This is a genomic window from Bradyrhizobium sp. 18BD (genome assembly GCF_054185225.1).
This window is the reverse complement of record NZ_JAVAYL010000030.1, coordinates 70,415-88,913: the sequence shown is the minus strand read 5'-3', so window position 1 is coordinate 88,913 and position 18,499 is coordinate 70,415. Positions and strand designations below refer to the sequence as shown.

Genomic DNA, 18,499 nt, shown 5'->3' with positions numbered 1-18,499 from the left:
TTATCTCTTCCCGCGTACGGGAAGAGGGCTCGTTCGTGAAGAGACGAAATGACGCGCTAGAACTGCGAAAAATCGATCGGCTTGTGACGGTCCAGCGTGCGGGTGACCGGCGGCAGCGGATATTTCAGGCCGGTGGCGCAGTTGAACAGCATCACGCGGTCCCCCTTCGAGACGCGGCCGTCGGCGAGGCTGTCCTTGTAGGCGGCGTAGGTCGCGGCGCCCTCGGGGCACAGCAGCAGCCCCTCCTCGCGCGCGACCTCGTTCAGCGCCGCCGAGATCTTGTCGTCGTCCACCGCGATGGCAAAGCCCTTGCTCTCGCGCACGGCGCGCAGGATCAGGAAGTCGCCGATCGCCTGCGGCACGCGGATGCCCGAAGCGATGGTGTGGGCGTCCTCCCAGCGCGTCGCATGCTCGGTTCCGGCGTCATAGGCGCGCACCATCGGCGCGCAGCCGGAGGCTTGGACCGCGACCATGCGCGGGCGCTTGCTTCCGATGAAGCCGATCTTCTCCAGTTCGTCGAACGCCTTCCACATGCCGATCAGACCGGTGCCGCCGCCGGTCGGATAGAAGATCACGTCGGGCACGTCCCAGCCGAGCTGCTCGGCCAGCTCGAGGCCCATGGTCTTCTTGCCTTCGATCCGGTATGGCTCCTTCAGCGTCGAGGTATCGAACCAGCCGACCTTGGCCTTGCCCTCGCCGACGATCTTGCCGCAATCGTCGATATAGCCGTTGACGCGGTAGACGGTCGCGCCCTGCAGCTCGATCTCGCTGACATTCACCTCGGGCGTGTCGGCCGGGCAGAAGATCGTGGTCTTGATGCCGCAGGAGGTCGCATAGGCCGCGAGCGCCGCGCCGGCATTGCCGTTGGTCGGCATCGCCATGTGCTTGATGCCCAGCGCCTTGCCCATCGACACCGCCATCACGAGGCCGCGCGCCTTGAACGAGCCGGTCGGCAGGCGTCCCTCGTCCTTCACGATGATCTCGCCGCCGCCGAGCTTCTTGCCGAGCTTAGGCAGCCGGATCAGCGGCGTCGTGACTTCACCGAGCGAGACGATGTCCTTGCATTTGCGCACCGGCAGGAGCTCGCGGTAGCGCCACATGTCGCCGGGCCGCTGGGCGAGCGCATCCTTGGTCAGCGCCTTCTTCACGCCGGCGAGGTCGTAGCGCACCAGCAGCGGCTTGCCGGCCTTGGAGAGATTGTGGACCTGGTCGGCGGCGTAATGATCGCCCTCCATCGCGCATTCGAGATGGGTGACGAAGGTCGGGCGCTCGATGGTCAGGTTGTCGTTGTCGTGCATGGGTTCATTCCCTCTTGTTGTTGTGTTGCTTCAATTTCTATCTCGTCACCCTGAGGTGCCGGAGCGAGGCGGAGGCCTCGAAGGGCGACGGGCCCTGCCGCCGCAGCTCGGCCGTGCATCCTTCGAGGCTCGCTTTGCTCGCACCTCAGGATGACGGGTCGGCCGGCTCCGCCGCCTGTCCGTCAAATGTTCAGCACCCGTCCATACGCATCCAGCACGGCTTCCTTCATCATCTCCGACAGGGTCGGATGCGGGAATACGGTGTGCATCAGCTCTTCTTCCGTCGTCTCCAGGTTCATGGCGACGACGTAGCCCTGGATCAGCTCGGTGACCTCAGCGCCGACCATGTGGGCGCCGAGAAGCTGGCCGGTCTTCTTGTCGAAGATGACCTTGACTAGGCCCTGGTCCTCGCCGAGCGCGATCGCCTTGCCGTTGCCGACGAAGGGGAAGCGGCCGACGCGGATTTCGCGGCCGTTCTCCTTGGCCTTGGCTTCGGTCAGGCCGACGGAGGCGACCTGCGGATGGCAATAGGTGCAGCCCGGGATCATGTTCTTGTCCATGGGATGCGGATGCAGGCCCTTGATCGCCTCGATGCAGATCACGCCCTCATGCTCGGCCTTGTGCGCGAGCATCGGGGGGCCCGCGACGTCGCCGATGGCGTAGATGCCGGGGACGTTAGTCTTGCCGTAGCCATCGATCACGATGCAGCCGCGGTCGGTCTTCACGCCGAGCTTTTCGAGGCCGAGATTCTCGATATTGCCGACGACGCCGACCGCCGAGATCACGCGCTCGAATTCCGTGGTGACAGGCTTGCCCTTGCCGTCGTCGATGGTGGCAACGACGCTGTCGGCCTTCTTCTCCAGCTTCGTCACCTTGGTCGAGGACATGATCTTGATGCCCTGCTTCTCCAGGCGCTTACGTGCAAGACCCGCGATCTCGGCGTCCTCGACGGGCAGTATCTGCGGCAGCACCTCGACGACGGTGACGTCGCTTCCCATGGTGTGGAAGAACGATGCGAACTCGATGCCGATCGCGCCGGAGCCGACCACCAGCAGCGACTTCGGCATCCGCTCCGGCACCATCGCTTCAAAATAGGTCCAGATCAGCTTCTTGTCGGGCTCGAGCCCGGGCAGCACGCGCGGCCGCGCGCCGGTCGCAACGATGATGTGCTTGGCCTGATAAGCGCCCTCGCCCAGCGCGCCCTTCGGTGCCTCGACGTCGGACTTCTTCACGGTGATCTTGCCTGGGGCGTCGATCGAGGCGGCGCCCCAGATCACGCTCACCTTGTTCTTCTTCATCAGGAAGCCGACGCCGTCGTTCAGCCGCTTGGAGACGCCGCGCGAGCGCTGCACCACGGCCTTCGGATCGAACGAGACCTTCTCCGCCGACAGGCCGTAATCCTTGGCGTGCTGCATGTAGTGGTAGATCTCGGCCGACCGCAGCAGCGCTTTCGTCGGGATGCAGCCCCAGTTCAGGCAGATGCCGCCGAGATAGGATTTCTCGACGATCGCGGTCTTGAGGCCGAGCTGGGCGGCGCGGATCGCGGTGACATAGCCGCCGGGACCGGAGCCGATGATGATGACGTCGAAGGATGTATCGGCCATGGCGGCTCCCGTTCAACTCAAGCGGTCGTTGCGCCGCGGGCGCGGCGATTGAGAACATAAATTCTGATCAGCCATTCCGCGAGAATGACCAGCGCCATGACGGCGAAGATGGTGAGCGCGATCGGCGCCCAGATGTTGCGCGACAGCGCCTCCCCGGCAAAGAAGGCGGAGTCAACGATGTCGCGGCCGAGCGGGCTGAGCGTGAGGATCAGCGAAACCAGCATCGAGATCCAGGGCCAGCGCGTCGTCATGCGCCATCTCAGACCATCATCATGACGGGATTTTCGATGAGCTGCTTGAAGGCACCGATCAGCTCGGCGCCGAGCGCGCCGTCGATGGCGCGGTGGTCGCAGGACAAGGTCACGCTCATCATGTGCGCGATCTCGATCTTGCCGCCGCGCACGACGGGCCGCTCCTCACTGGTGCCGACCGCAAGGATGGTCGCATGCGGCGGGTTGATCACGGCGGTGAAGTGGCTGATGCCGTACATGCCGAGGTTGGACACGGCCGTGGTGCCGCCCTGATACTCTTCCGGCTTCAGTTTGCGCGAACGGGCGCGCGCGGCAAAGTCCTTCATCTCGTTGGAGATGGTCGAGAGCGTCTTGGTCTCGGCCTTGCGGATGATCGGCGTGATCAGGCCGCCCGGCATCGCCACGGCGACGCCGACGTCGGAATGGTGGTGCTTGACCATGCCGGACTCGGTCCAGCTCACATTGCAGTTCGGTATCTTCTGCAACGCCACCGCCATCGCCTTGATGACGAAGTCGTTGACCGAGATCTTGTAGAGCGGCTTCTTCTCCTTGTCCTTGGGAGCAGCCGCATTGATCTCCTCGCGCGCGGCGAGCAGCTTGCCGATGTCGCAGTCGATGGTCAGGTAGAAGTGCGGGACGTTCTGGATCGACGCGGTCAGGCGCTGCGCGATGGTGCGGCGCATGCCGTCATGCGGGATGATGTCGTAGGAGCCGGGCTCGAACAGCGACAGGATCTGCTTGTCCGACATGGTCGGCGCGATCGAGGGCGCGCCGGACGGCGCGGCAGCAGGCGCCTTGAGGCCCTTGCCGGACTTGGCCTGCTCGACGTCGCGCGCAACGACACGGCCGTGCGGACCGGTGCCAGTGACCATCGACACGTCGATGCCGGCGTCCTTGGCCAGACGCCGCGCCAGCGGCGAGGAGAACACGCGGCCGCCATGGCCGTTGCTCTGTGCGGCCGGAGCTGCCGCCTGCGGCGCGGGTGCGGGTGGCGCAGCCTTCGGAGCAGCCGGCGCAGGTGCGGCAGCCGGAGCCGCGGCGGGAGCTTCAGCCGCCTTGGGCGGCGCAGCCGAAGCGCTGGGCTTGGCGGCACCCGCGGCCTTCACGTCCTCGCCTTCGCCGGCGAGCACTGCGATCACGTCGTTGACCGGGACGTCCTGCGTCCCCTCGGGCACGAGGATCTTGGCGATCGTGCCCTCGTCGATGGCCTCGACCTCCATGGTGGCCTTGTCGGTCTCAATCTCGGCGATGACGTCGCCGGATTTGACCTTGTCGCCTTCCTTCTTCAGCCACTTGGCGAGGTTGCCCTTCTCCATCGTCGGCGAGAGAGCGGGCATCAGGATGTTGATGGGCATGCTGACCTCAAGAAGAACTTTGCAAGAATTCGTCTCCGACAGCGAAGACGAACAGACCAGGTTTAGTTGCCGATGTCGCCTTGCCACAGGCGCTCATTGGCAGGATTGGAACGCCAATTCTTCATCATGGTGATGGAGCGGTCGTCGGCAAGATCGATCCAGGGGATGCCGAACTTGTCGAGGATGTCCTTGGATCCCTCGAAGGTGACGGATTCCCCGATCACCACCAGCTTCACCTTGAACAGACCGAGCGCGCCCGCGCACATCGAGCATGGCGACAACGTCGTGTACATGACCGTGTCGTGGAACGAGATCGCGCCGGCTTCGCGCAGGCAGCTCATCTCGCCATGAAGAATCGGATTATTCTCTTGCACGCGGTTGTTGTGGCCGCGGGCGATGATCTTGTTGTCGCGCGTCAGCACGGCGCCGATCGGCAGGCCGCCCTGTGCGATCGAGGCCTCCGCCTCGCGGATGGCCTCGAGCATGAAATCGAAATGATAGGATTCGATCGCCACGGTCAGTGCCCCTTCCCGCGCGGCGTCGTGGTGCCGGTGTCGGTCGGACGCTCGATCTCGGCCTGGAACATGTCGAGGATCCGGTTCAGCGCGTCCTCCTCGGTATATTCGCTCTCACGCGCATAGGCGCGCGCGGCGTGACGGGCGAGATCGACCAGCAAGAGACCCCACATGTCGGGCTCCTCGAAGGCCCGCTGGAACGCCATCGACAGCCCGCCGTCCAGCACGAACACGCGCAGGATCTCGACCGCGTCCTCGCGGGTCATGACGTCGGGCGGCAGTGGCTGCTCCTTGGGGCCCGCCATGGTCTACCTGTAGCAGACGGCTTTGGCGGCCTCGACGACTTCAGCCGCCGAGGGCAGCGCGAGCTTCTCCAGGTTCGCCGCATAGGGCATCGGCACGTCCTTGCCGGAGACGCGCGCGACCGGCGCATCCAGATAGTCGAAGGCGTTCTCCATGATGCGCGCGGCGATCTCGGCGCCGACGCCGCTCTGGGCCCAGCCCTCTTCCACCGTCACGGCACGACCGGTCTTCTTGACCGAGTTGATGATGGTCTCGGTGTCCATCGGGCGCAGCGTGCGCAGATCGATCACCTCGGCTTCGATGCCCTCCTTGGCCAGCTCGTCGGCGGCCTTGAGCGCATAGGTCATGCCGTTCGACCAGGAGATCAGGGTGACGTGGCTGCCGGAGCGCACGATGCGCGCCTTGCCGATCGGGATCACGAAATCGTCGAGCTTGGGTACTTCGCCGGTGTGACCGTAGAGCACCTCGTTCTCGAGGAAGATCACCGGATTGGGATCGCGGATCGCGGCCTTGAGCAGGCCCTTGTAATCGGCGGCCGAGAACGGCGCGACGACCTTGAGGCCCGGAATGTTCGAGTACCAGGCCGAATAGTCCTGGCTGTGCTGGGCGGCAACGCGCGCAGCGGCGCCGTTGGGACCGCGGAACACGATCGAGCAGCCCATCTGGCCGCCGGACATGTAGAGCGTCTTGGCCGCGGAGTTGATGATCTGGTCGATCGCCTGCATGGCGAAGTTGAAGGTCATGAACTCGACGACCGGCTTCAGGCCGGTCATCGCAGCGCCGACGCCGACGCCGGCGAAGCCGTGCTCGGTGATCGGGGTGTCGATGACGCGCTTGGCGCCGAATTCCTGGAGCAGGCCCTGCGTGACCTTGTAGGCGCCCTGATATTCGGCGACCTCTTCGCCCATCACGAAGACGTCGGCGTCGCGGCGCATCTCTTCAGCCATGGCGTCGCGCAAGGCTTCGCGGATGGTCTGGGTGATCATCTCGGTGCCGGCCGGCACTTCCGGATCGGGCTCGGCGACGGCCTGCGGTGCAGGCGCAGCCTTCGGCGCGGGCGCCTCGGCCTTTGCAGCGGCCGGCGCAGCAGCCTCAGCAGCCGGCTTCGCCGGCGCGGGTGCCTTGGCCAGATCAGCGGCGCTTTCGCCATCGGCGAGGATGGTCGCGATCGGCGTGTTCACCGCGACGTCGGCGGTACCCTCCGGGATCAGGATCTTGCCGAGCGTACCCTCATCGGTCGCCTCGACCTCCATCGTCGCCTTGTCGGTCTCGATCTCGGCGATGACGTCGCCAGACTTGATCTGCTCGCCCTCTTTCTTCAGCCACTTGGCGAGGTTGCCCTTTTCCATCGTGGGCGACAGCGCGGGCATCAGCACTTGAATTGGCATATCGACTCCAAAAGAAAGCTTGCGCGCGTTCAGCGGTAAACGTCGGTCCAGAGCTCGGCGGCTTCCGGCTCGGGATCATGCTGGGCGAAGTCGGCGGACGCGTTGACGATGTCGCGCACCTCGGCGTCGATCGCCTTGAGATCGGCCTCGCTCACCTTGGCGGCGAGCAGGCGGTTGCGCACCTGCTCGATCGGGTCCTGGTCGTGGCGGACCTTCTCGACCTCCTCGCGCGTGCGGTATTTCGCCGGGTCGGACATCGAGTGGCCGCGATAGCGGTAGGTCTGCATTTCCAGGATGAAGGGGCCCTTGCCGGCGCGGCACCAGGTCGCGGCCTCCTCGCCCGCAGCCTTGACGGCGCGAACGTCCATGCCGTCGACCTGCTTACCGGGGATGTTGAAGGACGCGCCGCGCTTGGAGAAATCCTGCTGCGCCGAGGCGCGCGAGACCGAAGTGCCCATGGCGTAACGGTTGTTCTCGATGACGTAGATCACCGGCAGCTTCCAGAGCTCCGCCATATTGAAGCTCTCATAGACCTGGCCCTGGTTGGCCGCGCCGTCGCCGAAATAGGTGACGCTGACATTGTCGTTACCACGATAGTGGTTGGCGAACGCCAGACCCGTACCGAGCGAGACCTGCGCACCGACGATGCCGTGGCCGCCGTAGAAGTGCTTCTCCTTGCTGAACATGTGCATGGAGCCGCCCTTGCCCTTGGAATAACCGCCGCGGCGGCCCGTGAGCTCGGCCATGACGCCGTTGGCATCCATGCCGGTGGCCAGCATATGACCGTGATCGCGATAGCCGGTGATGACCTGATCGCCCTCCTTGAGGGCCATCTGCATGCCGACCACCACGGCCTCCTGGCCGATATAGAGATGGCAGAAGCCGCCGATCGCACCCATGCCGTAGAGCTGGCCGGCCTTTTCCTCGAACCGCCGGATCAGGAGCATCTCGCGGAGCGCCTTAAACTCCTCCTCCTTGGTGAATTCCGGGGGCGAGCCGCCGTCGGTCTTGTGCTGTACAGCGCCTGCGGCGGCTTTCTTGGGTGCGGCCATGGGAATTCCGGGTCAGAGAAAACTTCAGCCCTCTCTAACCCAAGTCAAACGCCCTTGGAAAGCACCGCGGCGACATGGCACGACTTTCATTATGCCGCACTGCAACGTGATGGAAACTTTGCAAAACCTTTAGGCTTGATCAGGCAACTTTAGCTCACCCGCCAGCAGAGCTGGCGCGTGCCGCCGCGGAATGAAATTCGGACACGTTGAGCGACGGGTCCAAGCCCCTGCGAGTGTCCGAATCGCCGTGCCGGCTACCAGCCCAGCTCGCGCAAATACGCTGCGCGGGCGGCAACGCCGGTATGCGTGAAGTCGCTGAAGACCCCATCGACGCCAAGCCGGAAAAATTTGAGATATTCAAGGCTAGGATCGCCGCGATAGTCGGCAGCGAGATATTTCTTCTCGTTCCGGAACGTGAAGACATGCACGAACAGGCCGAGCTTGTGCGCGTCGGTGACGAGGCTGGTCGCATCCTGGGTCGAGGCCTCCGGCGTCGATCCCTTGTAGGGCGTGCCGTCGGCATTGCTGTCCTTCCACGGCGCGATCTTGAGCGGAACGATATAGGCCTTCCACGGACCGATGCCGTCGGCATAGGTCTTGATCTCGGCAAGGCCCTCCGGGGTCAGCATCGCATCGTAGAGGCGCGCATCGCCCGCCACCGTCCAGTCGAACGGACGCGAACTCGTGATGTTGTTGAGGAGGACCTTGCCGGTTTTGAAATCGATGCCGTTGCCGTCGATCAACTGGACCTGCCGCGTCTGGAGCCCATGGCTGCGCATATATTTCAGGCTGCCGGGCTCGAAGCTCTGGACCAGGATGGGCGCATCCTTGGTGTTGAGGCCGTTATCCCCAATGATCTTGATCAGGGCATCCTCGAGCGGGCGGCTGCCGGGCGCGCCGCAGCCATTGGCGATGGCCTGGGCGTTGTTCCAGGTCGGGTTCTTGGTCTCGGGATAGACGAGGATGGAACGGCCGGTCTCCTTGCTCCTGGCCTTGGCGATGTCGATGACGTCCTGGAAGCTGATGATCGGGAGCTTGCCGTTAAAGACTTTCGGCCGCTCGTTGGCCGCGTCATAGGTGGTGCCGCCGATCAACGTCTTCAGCTCGGCCATGGTGAAATCGGTGATCGACCAGTCGTTGGTGTGATCCTCGCCGTCCACGATCAATGACTTCAGCACCGATTTCGGATCGGAGGGATCGGTGAGATCGGTCAGATAATCGGCAGGCGCGCTGGGCGAAGCCGGCGCCTTGACACGCACGCCGGGCACGGTGCGCTTGCGCGCAGCCACGGATGCATTGGTCTTCGCCACCTCGGCGACATTGGTGTTGTCGCTCAGCCAGGGGTTATGGCGCACGACCAGGACGCAGTCCTTGGTCAGGTGCAGATCCTCTTCGAACGCGTCGGTCCCGACGGCGGCCGCAAGATCATACGAGGCTTCGGTCTCCTCCGGCACCAGTCCCGGCAGGCCACGATGTCCGAGGACGAGCGGCGCCTTGCCATCGACGGTCAGGAAGGGTTTTGCGCCTGACGGCGCGGCAGCGGTCTGCGCGAAGGCCATCGACAGCGGAAGCACCACTGCGCCGAGCAGCATCGCTCCGACATACATTGTCCGTCGTGAACGCATGTTCCGCATCGCCAAGCCTCCGTCTTTGCCTGGCATCGCCTCGAACGCCAGCAGCGCCGAACCCGGATGGGTGCGGCGCTGCCGTCTTGTCCGAAGACTCTGACAGATGGATGACGATGGAACGGGCGCTCTCTCCTGCCCGATCACATCTTCGATCAGAAGAAGCCGAGCTTCTTCGGGCTGTAGCTGACCAAGAGGTTTTTGGTCTGCTGGTAGTGATCGAGCATCATCTTGTGGGTCTCGCGGCCGACGCCGGACTGCTTGTAGCCGCCGAACGCCGCATGCGCGGGATAGGCGTGGTAGCAGTTGGTCCAGACCCGGCCGGCCTGGATGGCCCGGCCGAAGCGGTAGCAGCGGTTGGCATCGCGGCTCCAGACACCGGCACCAAGGCCGTAGAGCGTGTCGTTGGCAATCGCGAGCGCTTCGTCGTCGGTCTTGAACGTCGTGACCGAGACGACGGGGCCAAAGATCTCCTCCTGGAAGATCCGCATCTTGTTGTGGCCCTCGAACACGGTCGGCTGGACGTAGAAGCCGCCCGAGAGATCGCCGGCGAGCTCGGCGCGTCCGCCGCCCGCGAGCACCTTGGCGCCCTCCTGCTTGCCGATATCGATATAGGAGAGGATTTTCGCGAGCTGCTCGCCGGAAGCCTGCGCGCCGATCATGGTGTCGGCCACGCGCGGATCGCCCTGCTTGATGGCGGCGACGCGCTTGAGCGCCCGCTCCATGAAGCGGTCGTAGATGCCGGCATGGACCAGCGCCCGGCTTGGACAGGTGCAGACCTCGCCCTGGTTCAGCGCGAACATGACGAAGCCCTCGATCGCCTTGTCGAAGAAATCGTCGTCCTCGGCGGTGACGTCGCTGAAGAAGATGTTCGGCGATTTGCCGCCGAGCTCCAGCGTGACAGGAATGAGGTTCTGGCTGGCATATTGCATGATCAGCCGGCCCGTCGAGGTCTCGCCGGTGAAGGCGATCTTGGCGATGCGCGGGCTGGAGGCGAGCGGCTTGCCGGCCTCGAGGCCAAAGCCGTTGATGATGTTGAGGACGCCGGGCGGAAGCAAGTCGCCGATGATCTCGGCCCAGACCATGATCGAGGCTGGGGTCTGCTCGGCCGGCTTGAGCACGACGCAATTGCCGGCCGCCAGCGCGGGGGCGAGCTTCCAGCACGCCATCAGCAGCGGGAAGTTCCAGGGGATGATCTGGCCGACCACGCCAAGCGGCTCGTGGAAATGATAGGCGATGGTGTCGTGGTCGATCTCGCCGATCGAGCCTTCCTGCGCGCGCACGACGCCGGCGAAATAGCGGAAGTGATCGATCGCGAGCGGCAGGTCGGCGGCGCGGGTCTCGCGGATCGGCTTGCCATTATCCCAGGTCTCGGCAACCGCAAGGCGCTCGAGATTCTCCTCCATGCGGTCGGCGATCCGGTTCAGGATCGCGGCACGCTCGGCGACGCTGGTGCGTCCCCACGCGCCCTTGGCGGCATGCGCCGCGTCGAGGGCCGCCTGGACGTCCTGCGCGTCGGAGCGCGCGATCTTGCAGACGATCTGGCCGTTCACCGGCGAGGCATTGTCGAAATATTTGCCCGCGATCGGCGCTGTGAACTTGCCGCCGATGAAATTGTCGTAGCGTTCGGCGAAGGGGCTTTGGGTGACGCCGAGGAATTCCACCTTGTTCATTGCTCACTCCCGATGTTGCTGTTTGCGCGATCCGTCGTGTGTTCACGACTTGCGCCGACGATCTCGCGGGAGGTGATGTCTGTCAGCCCAGGCGGGAGCGATGGCCGGGCGGGAGTGTCGCAGTTCTGCGACAGTCGCGGGGGAGATGGGACGTTTGCGGACTCCACATCGTCATTGCGAGCGCAGCGAAGCAATCCAGAGTCCCTCCGCGGAAAGATCCTGGATTGCTTCGCTGCGCTCGCAATGACGACTGAAGTTCAGTGCTTGATCTCGAACCGCTTCAGCTTCCGGTGCAGCGTGGCGCGGCTGACGCCGAGGGCTTTTGCGGCGGCCGACACGTTGCCGCCGGCACGGAGCAGCGCTCGCTGCAACACCGCGCGCTGGCCGCCGGCAAGGTGGTCACGCGCGGTGTCGCCACCGAGCAGATCGGCCGCGGGCACCGGCTGCAGCGCCCTGCCCGGTGCGATCCCGAGTGCCGCCCGGGCGGTGCGGGTCGCGCCGATCACGAGATCGTCCGCATCGACCGCGACGAGGCCGATGGACTGGCCGTCCGGGCCTTGCGTCAGCACGATGCGGGCATGGGCGAAGGCGCGGCGAAACAGGTCGGCCTCGATGCGCCTTGCTGCCTCGCCTGTGGCGAGCGCGATCAGATTGGAAAACGCGTCGGTGCGGTCGGCGCGGCAGGAGGAGACATCGAGCACGCCGGCGAAGGCCGCCTCATGGTCGTAGATCGGAACCGCGGTGCAGCTCAGAAGCGTGTTGCGGGTGAAGAAGTGCTGGTCGCGGTCGATCGTCAGCGGCCGCTGCTCGACGACGCAGGTGCCGATGCCATTGGTGCCCTCGTGCTCCTCGCTCCACAGCGCACCGGTCCACAGGCCCCAGGATTGGAACGTCGCGTCGTCCGCCGGCGTGCCGCGACGGTCGACCGGGACCCCCTCGCCGTCGGCCAGCAGCACGCAGCAGCCGGCCGCTCCAACGGCCTGATAGAGCCGGTCCATGGCGCCTTGCGCGGCCGCCAGCAGCGGCGCGATGCACTCGCGGGCTTCGCGCAGTTCCGCTTCCGTCAGCCGCTGCGGCAGGCCGCGGCCGGAGGGGTCGAGATGATGCAGTCGGGACGAACGGCGCCATGAGGCCACGAGCGCGGACCGGGCCGCCTGGCCTGATGCAATGGCGGCCTCGACGCGGGCCGCGTGATGCTGGGGAGCTTGCCCATTCATCACCGTTTCCTCCGGGTGGCAATCTAGGACGTGCCGGCGCGGACCGATTGATCTCCGTCAATCCTGGGGGGCAGCGCGCCGGACAAGCCATGCCCCCGCGGGCGCCGCGCCGTCAAGGCGGCATCGCGGCTGCGGCCTTGCAACTTTCGGTGTGGCGACGAAGGCAGGCAGCCGGTCGCGGCGCCGGTTTTCGGTCTCGGTTTCGAAACGCGCGGAAACGCTAGTTCTGAGGGATCATCCGGACGAGATCGTGCGGATTGACATAGTCGAGCTGGAACCGTGCGCGCTCGTCGAGCATGTCGGGATCGATCCGCGCGGAACGCAGCAGCGAGACGCGCTGCTCGCTCCGGGCGCGCTCGCGCTTGAGCTGCGCCAGCTCGCTGGTCAGCGCGATGATCTCCTGGTCGAGTTCCTGACGGGCGTTGAGGCCGTATTTGCCGGTATAGGCGTTGACGCCGAAATAGCCGACGATTGCGGCCGCCATCGCATAGAGGGCAAGGCCGGTCAGGATCGATTTCAGGCGCGCACGGGAGACCATCTTGGGAAGATGGGGCAACTTGGTTAAGGGCGCGCTAACCCCACACCATTTCCCTGCCAGACCCTCATGGTGAGGAGGCGCGAAGCGCCGTCTCGAACCACGCAGGCCCGACCGTCCCCGCGGCCATCCTTCGAGACGACCGCTGCGCGGTCTCCTCAGAATGAGGACCGAATTTGTGGCCGCGGGGTCAGCCTCAGCCGTGATGCTTCGCGACGTGCGCGGCGAAGGCGTCGATGTACGCCTGAAGCACGCCCTTCAGCGCGTCCTTGGTCAGATCGCCGTTCGCGTCGAAGGCGTCGCCGACGGCGGTCAGGTAGGTCTCCGGCTGCTGCATGATCGGGCCGGTGATGCCCGGCAGGATGTTCTGCAGCGTCTTGGCGGCGCTGACGCCACCGAGCGGGCCCGGCGAGTTCGAGATGATGCCGACCGGCTTGCCGTTGAACGAGCTCTTGCCATAGGGGCGCGAGGCGACGTCGATGGCGTTCTTCAGCGCGCCGGGGATGGCGCGGTTGTATTCGGGAGTGACGAAGATGACGCCGTCGGACTTCTGCAGCTTGTCGCGGAAGGCCAGCCAGTCGGCGGGCGGCGCGCCCTCGAGGTCCTGGTTGAAGAACGAAATGCCCGCGGGGGTAACGACCTCGAGCTTGAGCGAGGCCGGCGCGAGCTTGGCGAGCGCGTTGGCGATCTTCAGCGAAAAGCTGTCCTTGCGAAGGCTGCCGGCGATCACGACGATGTTGTAGGCCATGGAATGTCCTTGAGGGCTTGAGCGGGAGTGCCGGGCGGCACTTAATCGATCCGGATCAATGGATGCAAGTGCATGAACCGGTCCGATTTGGAAACGCTGCGTTTCTGGAAAGCAGATGGTCGGGCTACGAGATCTCAAAACAATCAGGCCGCCCGAAGGCGGCCTGATCTTACCTGGAAATCTATCGTCTCGATCAGATCGTCGGATTCCATGCCGACGGGATCAGGCGATACTTCGCGCCGTCCTTCTCGACATGCCCGACCGAGGGGAAGGTGAAGTGGAAGCCGATCACGGTGGCCTTCTCGGCGGCCGCCATGTCGTAGAACTTGTGGCGCGTCGCCTGCGCCATCGCGGCATCGGTGTCGAACATCACGTGCCAGTCCGGATTGCGCAGGAAGAATTCCGGGATGTTGGTGACATCGGACTGGATCAGGACTTTCGCATCGCCCGAGGCGACCGCGAACGAGGTGTGACCCGGCGTATGGCCCGGCGTCGCGATCGAAGTGACGCCCGGCGCGACCTCCTTGCCCCACTCGTACTTCGTCACCTTGGATTCGAGACCGGCAAAGGTCTTCTTCACGTTGGCGAAGTAGTTCTTCATCATCGCGTTGGACTCGGCCTTGGCGGCATTGTCCTCGCTGGTCCAGAACTCCCAGTCCTTGCCGGGCACCATGATCTCGGCGTTCGGGAAGGCGAGCGCGCCATCGGCCAAACGAATGCCGTTGGTGTGGTCGGGATGCAGATGCGAGAGCAGCACGATGTCGATGCTCTTGGGATCGACGCCTGCGGCCTGAAGGTTCTGCAGGGTGCGGCCGACCGCGCCCTTGCTGGGCTCGAGGTTGGCGACGCCGTTGCCGGCATCGATCAGCACCAGCTTCGAGCCGGTGTTGATGAGCTGCGGATTGAACGGCACGGTGACCATGCCCTTGGGCATGTAAGCGGCCTCGCCCGCGGCCAGCGCCTCGTCCTTGGGCGCATTGACGACGAACTTGTCCGGCATCGGGAAGGTGCGCGCACCGTCGTTGATCGAGGTGCATTCGAAGCTGCCGACCTTGTAGCGGTAGAAGCCCGGCGCCTGCGTGCCGGCCTGCGGCACTGCGGCATTGCTGGCGGTCGGCCGGAGGCCGGTGACGGCAGCCGCACCGACGGCGGCCGCGCCTGCGAGCAGATGACGGCGATTGAGATCGGTCATGGAGAGGTCCCCTTCTGAGCCATGCGGTTTTCCGCTTTCAATGGCGGCGGAATAATCTCCCGCTTCGCTCGGAAGGCAAGACCTTCTTTCGGTCACGCGCCGTCGCGCGCCACGATTATTTATTTGGGTTGATGAGGAATTTTTCGCCGGTAGCACGTTTGGCGTAGACCGCGATATTGGCGGGATCGAGCGTCTCGGGCAACGACACCACCTTGGTGTAATGGCTGGCGAAGGTGGTCTTCAGTTCGTTCACGACGCGCTGACGGAGCCGTCCGATATCGGCCGGACCGATCTTCTGGAGGAACGGGGTCAAGAGCCAGCCGCCGACACCCCAGGCCATGCCGAAGCCGCGCGGCAGCTCGATCGGACGGATGTCGAGCGCGCCGTAGACATAGACCTGCTTGTGCACGCTGGAGCCGTAGCGGCTGTATTCCTTGGCGGTCTTGTTGATCGCGATTTCCATGCAGTTGAGGATGTCGCCGGCAAGCTTGCCGCCGCCGATGGCGTCGAAGGCGATGGTGGCGCCGGTCTCGACCAGCGCATTGGTGAGATCGTCCAGGAAGGTCGGCTTGCTGGAATCGACGACGTGTTTGGCGCCGATCTTCTTCAGGATGTCCGCCTGCTCCTGGCTGCGCACGATGTTCACCAGCGCGATGCCGTCGGCGAGGCAGATCTTGTTCAGCATCTGGCCGAGATTGGAGGCGGCCGCAGTGTGCACCAGGGCCTTGTGGCCTTCGCGCCGCATCGTCTCGGTCATGCCGAGCGCGGTGAGCGGATTGACGAACCAGGACGCGCCCTCCGCCGCCGTGGTGCCCTCGGGCAGCGGCTGGCAGTCCCTGGCCTTCAGGGTCCGGTATTGCGCGTACATGGCACCGCCGATCATCGCGACGGTCTTGCCCATCAGCGCCTTCGCAGCGTCCGATGCGCCGGTCTTGATGACGATGCCGGCGCCTTCATTGCCGACCGGCAGGGACTGGTCGATCCGCGCGCCCATCGCGCGCATCGCACCGTCAGGCACCTTCGCGGTGATGACGGGCGCCTCCTTGGTACCGGACGCCTTGGCCGTGCTCATATCGGCGGCGCCGACGAGCAGGCCGAGGTCGGACGGGTTGATCGGCGCCGCTTCGACGCGGACGACGACCTCGTCGTCCGCGGGCTCGGGAGTCGGCACGTCGACGAGCGAGATCTCGAGCTCACCGCTCTTCTTGATCAGCGAACGCAGTTGCAGTCCGGTCTTGCCGTCGCTCATGTCGATCCTCCCCTGTGTTTGTTCGAGCGCTGGCTTATGCCAGCGCCTTCAGTGCCGCCTTGCCGCCGTAGAGCGCCTGCTTGCCAAGCTGCTGCTCGATGCGGAGGAGCTGGTTGTATTTGGCGGTGCGATCGGAACGCGCAAGGGAGCCGGTCTTGATCTGACCGCAATTGGTGGCGACCGCGAGATCGGCGATGGTGGAATCCTCGGTCTCGCCGGAACGGTGCGACATCACCGAGGTATAGCCCGACTTGTGTGCCATCTCGACGGCGGCGAGCGTCTCGGTCAGCGTGCCGATCTGGTTGACCTTGATCAGGATCGAGTTGGCGCGGCCGGCCTTGATGCCTTCGGCGAGGCGCTTGACGTTGGTGACGAACAGGTCGTCGCCGACGAGCTGGCACTTCTTGCCGATGAGATCAGTGAGCTCCTTCCAGCCGTCCATGTCGTCTTCGGACATGCCGTCCTCGATGGTGACGATGGGATAGCGCGAGACGAGGTCTGCCAGGTACTTCGCCTGCTCGGAGATCGAACGGGTCTTGCCCTCGCCTTCATAGACGTACTTGCCGTCCTTGAAGAACTCGGTCGAGGCGCAGTCGAGGCCGAGCACGATGTCGGTGCCTGCCTTGTAGCCGGCCTTGCCGATCGCGTTCATGACGAATTCGAGCGCGGCGTCGGCCGACGGCAGGTTCGGAGCAAAACCGCCCTCGTCGCCGACATTGGTGTTGTGGCCGGCCTTCTTCAGCTCCGACTTCAGCGTGTGGAAGACTTCGGCGCCGTAGCGCAGGCCCTCGGCGAAGGAGGACGCGCCGACCGGCAGGATCATGAACTCCTGGAAGTCGATCGGATTGTCGGCGTGCACGCCGCCATTGATGATGTTCATCATCGGCACCGGCAAGAGCCGCGCCGAGGTGCCGCCGACGTAACGATAGAGCGGCATGTCGAGCGAGTTCGCCGCCGCCTTGGCGCAAGCGAGCGAGACGCCGAGGATGGCGTTGGCGCCGAGCCGGCTCTTGTTCGCAGTGCCGTCGAGCTCGATCATGATCTGGTCGATCTGGGCCTGCTGCTCGACGTCGAGGCCGCTCAGCGCCTCGAAGATCTCGCCGTTGACGGCGCCGACGGCCTTGGTGACGCCCTTGCCGAGATAGCGGGCCTTGTCGCCGTCGCGCAGCTCGACCGCCTCATGGGCGCCGGTGGAGGCGCCGGACGGCACGGCGGCGCGGCCGAGCGCGCCATCTTCCAGCACGACGTCGACCTCGACGGTGGGGTTGCCACGGCTGTCGAGAATTTCGCGTCCGATGATGTCGATGATGGCGGTCATGATGTGCACTTCCGTTCGTTAGGGCTGATCGGTGACGCGGGTCTTACACGGAGCGCAAGCAAATGTGAACGCTTGGACGGCCGGCTTCGACTGACGCGCGAAGTACCCAGGACTAAACTTGACGGCGCCTGATCTGCGCGTCCAACCTCAATCTGAAACAGCCGGGGTAACGCCATGAATCGCCGCCAGTTTCTTGCCTCGAGCACCGCCGTCCTCGCCGTCCGCCCAGGTTTCGCGCAGGAAGGCCCGTTCCGGACAAAATATTTCCCCATCAGCGCCGGCATCGGCCTGCACGACCTTGCCCCCGCCGCTGACGGCGCCGTCTGGTTCACGGCGCAGGGCAAGGGCATGCTTGGCAGGCTTGACCCGAAGGATGGCACCTTCAAGACGGTCAGCCTCGGCCAGGGTGCCGCCCCGCATGGCGTGACGATCGGCCCCGACGGCGCCCCCTGGATCACCGAAGGCGGCCAGAACGCGATCGCGCGGGTCGATCCTGGCGATCTCAAGGTCACGCTGTTCCGCCTGCCGGAAAAGTTCGCCGACGCCAATCTCAACACTGGCGTGTTCGACAAGGCCGGTACCTACTGGTTCACCGGCCAGTCCGGCTATTACGGCCGGCTCGCGCCGAAATCGGGCGAGATGAACGTGTTCAAGGCGCCAAAGGGCATCGGCCCGTACGGCATCACGGTCACGCCCAAGGGCGATGTCTGGTACGCCTCACTCGCCGGCAGCTACATCGCGAAGATCGATGTTGCGACCGGCCATGCCGGCGTGGTCGAGCCGCCGACGCCCGGCCAGGGCTCGCGCCGGGTCTGGTCGGATTCGAAGAACCGGATCTGGGTCAGCGAGTGGAACAGCGGCCATGTCTCGGTGCACGATCCCGCGGACGGTTCCTGGAAGACCTGGAAGCTGCCGGGCGAGCGCCCCCGCGCCTACGCCGTTTATGTCGATGACAGGGACAAGGTCTGGCTGACCGATTTCTCGGCCAACGCGATTCTCCGCTTCGATCCCACGACCGAGCGGTTCAACGTCTTCGCCAGCGACAAGGCCAATGCCAATGTTCGCCAGCTCGACGGCCGTCCCGGCGAGCTCTGGGGCTGCGAATCCGGCAACGATCGGGTGGTCATGATACAGACGATCGCCTAAAGAAGCGTCCCCAACAGGACGCAAAACACG

At 64.9% G+C, this 18,499-nt stretch carries 17 protein-coding genes; 1 reads left to right on the top strand and 16 read right to left on the bottom strand.

Features of this window, described 5'->3' with window-relative positions; genetic code table 11:
• Window positions 1-56: 56 nt before the first annotated feature.
• From RAD16_RS37380 to eno, 16 genes are all read right to left on the bottom strand, one after another.
• Window positions 57-1,298: a threonine synthase gene (locus RAD16_RS37380; RefSeq protein ID WP_458162868.1), complete on the bottom strand. Its 1,242-nt coding sequence runs from the start codon at window positions 1,296-1,298 to the stop codon at window positions 57-59.
• A 182-nt stretch (window positions 1,299-1,480) separates the two neighbouring features.
• A complete protein-coding gene (gene lpdA / locus RAD16_RS37375; RefSeq protein WP_458162867.1) occupies window positions 1,481-2,902 on the bottom strand; it encodes a dihydrolipoyl dehydrogenase in 1,422 nt (473 codons plus the stop codon).
• A 17-nt stretch (window positions 2,903-2,919) separates the two neighbouring features.
• Window positions 2,920-3,153, bottom strand: coding sequence for a hypothetical protein (locus RAD16_RS37370; RefSeq protein WP_458162866.1), 234 nt, complete (start codon window positions 3,151-3,153; stop codon window positions 2,920-2,922).
• An 8-nt stretch (window positions 3,154-3,161) separates the two neighbouring features.
• Entirely contained in the window at window positions 3,162-4,508 is a 1,347-nt protein-coding gene (locus RAD16_RS37365; protein ID WP_458162865.1) for a pyruvate dehydrogenase complex dihydrolipoamide acetyltransferase, read from the bottom strand.
• A 62-nt stretch (window positions 4,509-4,570) separates the two neighbouring features.
• The gene (locus RAD16_RS37360; protein WP_458162864.1) at window positions 4,571-5,023 is read right to left on the bottom strand and encodes a nucleoside deaminase; all 453 of its coding nucleotides are present in this window, start codon (window positions 5,021-5,023) and stop codon (window positions 4,571-4,573) included.
• A gap of 2 nt (window positions 5,024-5,025) precedes the next feature.
• Window positions 5,026-5,328, bottom strand: coding sequence for a DUF5076 domain-containing protein (locus RAD16_RS37355; RefSeq protein WP_027559362.1), 303 nt, complete (start codon window positions 5,326-5,328; stop codon window positions 5,026-5,028).
• Between the two features lie 3 nt (window positions 5,329-5,331).
• Complete coding sequence (locus RAD16_RS37350) at window positions 5,332-6,714, bottom strand: pyruvate dehydrogenase complex E1 component subunit beta (protein WP_458162863.1); 1,383 nt, start codon at window positions 6,712-6,714, stop codon at window positions 5,332-5,334.
• A 29-nt stretch (window positions 6,715-6,743) separates the two neighbouring features.
• Window positions 6,744-7,766: a pyruvate dehydrogenase (acetyl-transferring) E1 component subunit alpha gene (pdhA, locus tag RAD16_RS37345; RefSeq protein ID WP_458162862.1), complete on the bottom strand. Its 1,023-nt coding sequence runs from the start codon at window positions 7,764-7,766 to the stop codon at window positions 6,744-6,746.
• A gap of 254 nt (window positions 7,767-8,020) precedes the next feature.
• Window positions 8,021-9,391 carry a glycerophosphodiester phosphodiesterase family protein gene (locus tag RAD16_RS37340; RefSeq protein ID WP_458162861.1) on the bottom strand — a complete coding sequence of 457 codons (1,371 nt, stop codon included), beginning with the start codon at window positions 9,389-9,391 and terminating at the stop codon, window positions 8,021-8,023.
• 155 nt (window positions 9,392-9,546) lie between these two features.
• Window positions 9,547-11,064, bottom strand: coding sequence for an aldehyde dehydrogenase (gene adh / locus RAD16_RS37335; protein WP_458162860.1), 1,518 nt, complete (start codon window positions 11,062-11,064; stop codon window positions 9,547-9,549).
• A gap of 257 nt (window positions 11,065-11,321) precedes the next feature.
• Window positions 11,322-12,281, bottom strand: coding sequence for a GAF domain-containing protein (locus RAD16_RS37330; RefSeq protein WP_458162859.1), 960 nt, complete (start codon window positions 12,279-12,281; stop codon window positions 11,322-11,324).
• A gap of 220 nt (window positions 12,282-12,501) precedes the next feature.
• Window positions 12,502-12,819, bottom strand: a complete 318-nt coding sequence (locus tag RAD16_RS37325) for an FtsB family cell division protein (protein ID WP_092028715.1) — start codon at window positions 12,817-12,819, stop codon at window positions 12,502-12,504.
• Between the two features lie 193 nt (window positions 12,820-13,012).
• The gene (locus tag RAD16_RS37320; RefSeq protein ID WP_458162858.1) at window positions 13,013-13,564 is read right to left on the bottom strand and encodes an NADPH-dependent FMN reductase; all 552 of its coding nucleotides are present in this window, start codon (window positions 13,562-13,564) and stop codon (window positions 13,013-13,015) included.
• 193 nt (window positions 13,565-13,757) lie between these two features.
• Window positions 13,758-14,756, bottom strand: coding sequence for an MBL fold metallo-hydrolase (locus tag RAD16_RS37315; protein ID WP_458162857.1), 999 nt, complete (start codon window positions 14,754-14,756; stop codon window positions 13,758-13,760).
• Between the two features lie 115 nt (window positions 14,757-14,871).
• Window positions 14,872-16,005: a zinc-binding dehydrogenase gene (locus RAD16_RS37310; RefSeq protein WP_458162856.1), complete on the bottom strand. Its 1,134-nt coding sequence runs from the start codon at window positions 16,003-16,005 to the stop codon at window positions 14,872-14,874.
• A gap of 34 nt (window positions 16,006-16,039) precedes the next feature.
• On the bottom strand, window positions 16,040-17,323 hold the full coding sequence (gene eno, locus RAD16_RS37305; protein WP_458162855.1) for a phosphopyruvate hydratase: 1,284 nt from the start codon (window positions 17,321-17,323) through the stop codon (window positions 16,040-16,042).
• A 174-nt stretch (window positions 17,324-17,497) separates the two neighbouring features.
• Between eno and RAD16_RS37300 the strand changes: the two genes are divergently transcribed.
• Entirely contained in the window at window positions 17,498-18,469 is a 972-nt protein-coding gene (locus RAD16_RS37300) for a Vgb family protein (RefSeq protein ID WP_458162854.1), read from the top strand.
• Window positions 18,470-18,499: the final 30 nt, after the last annotated feature.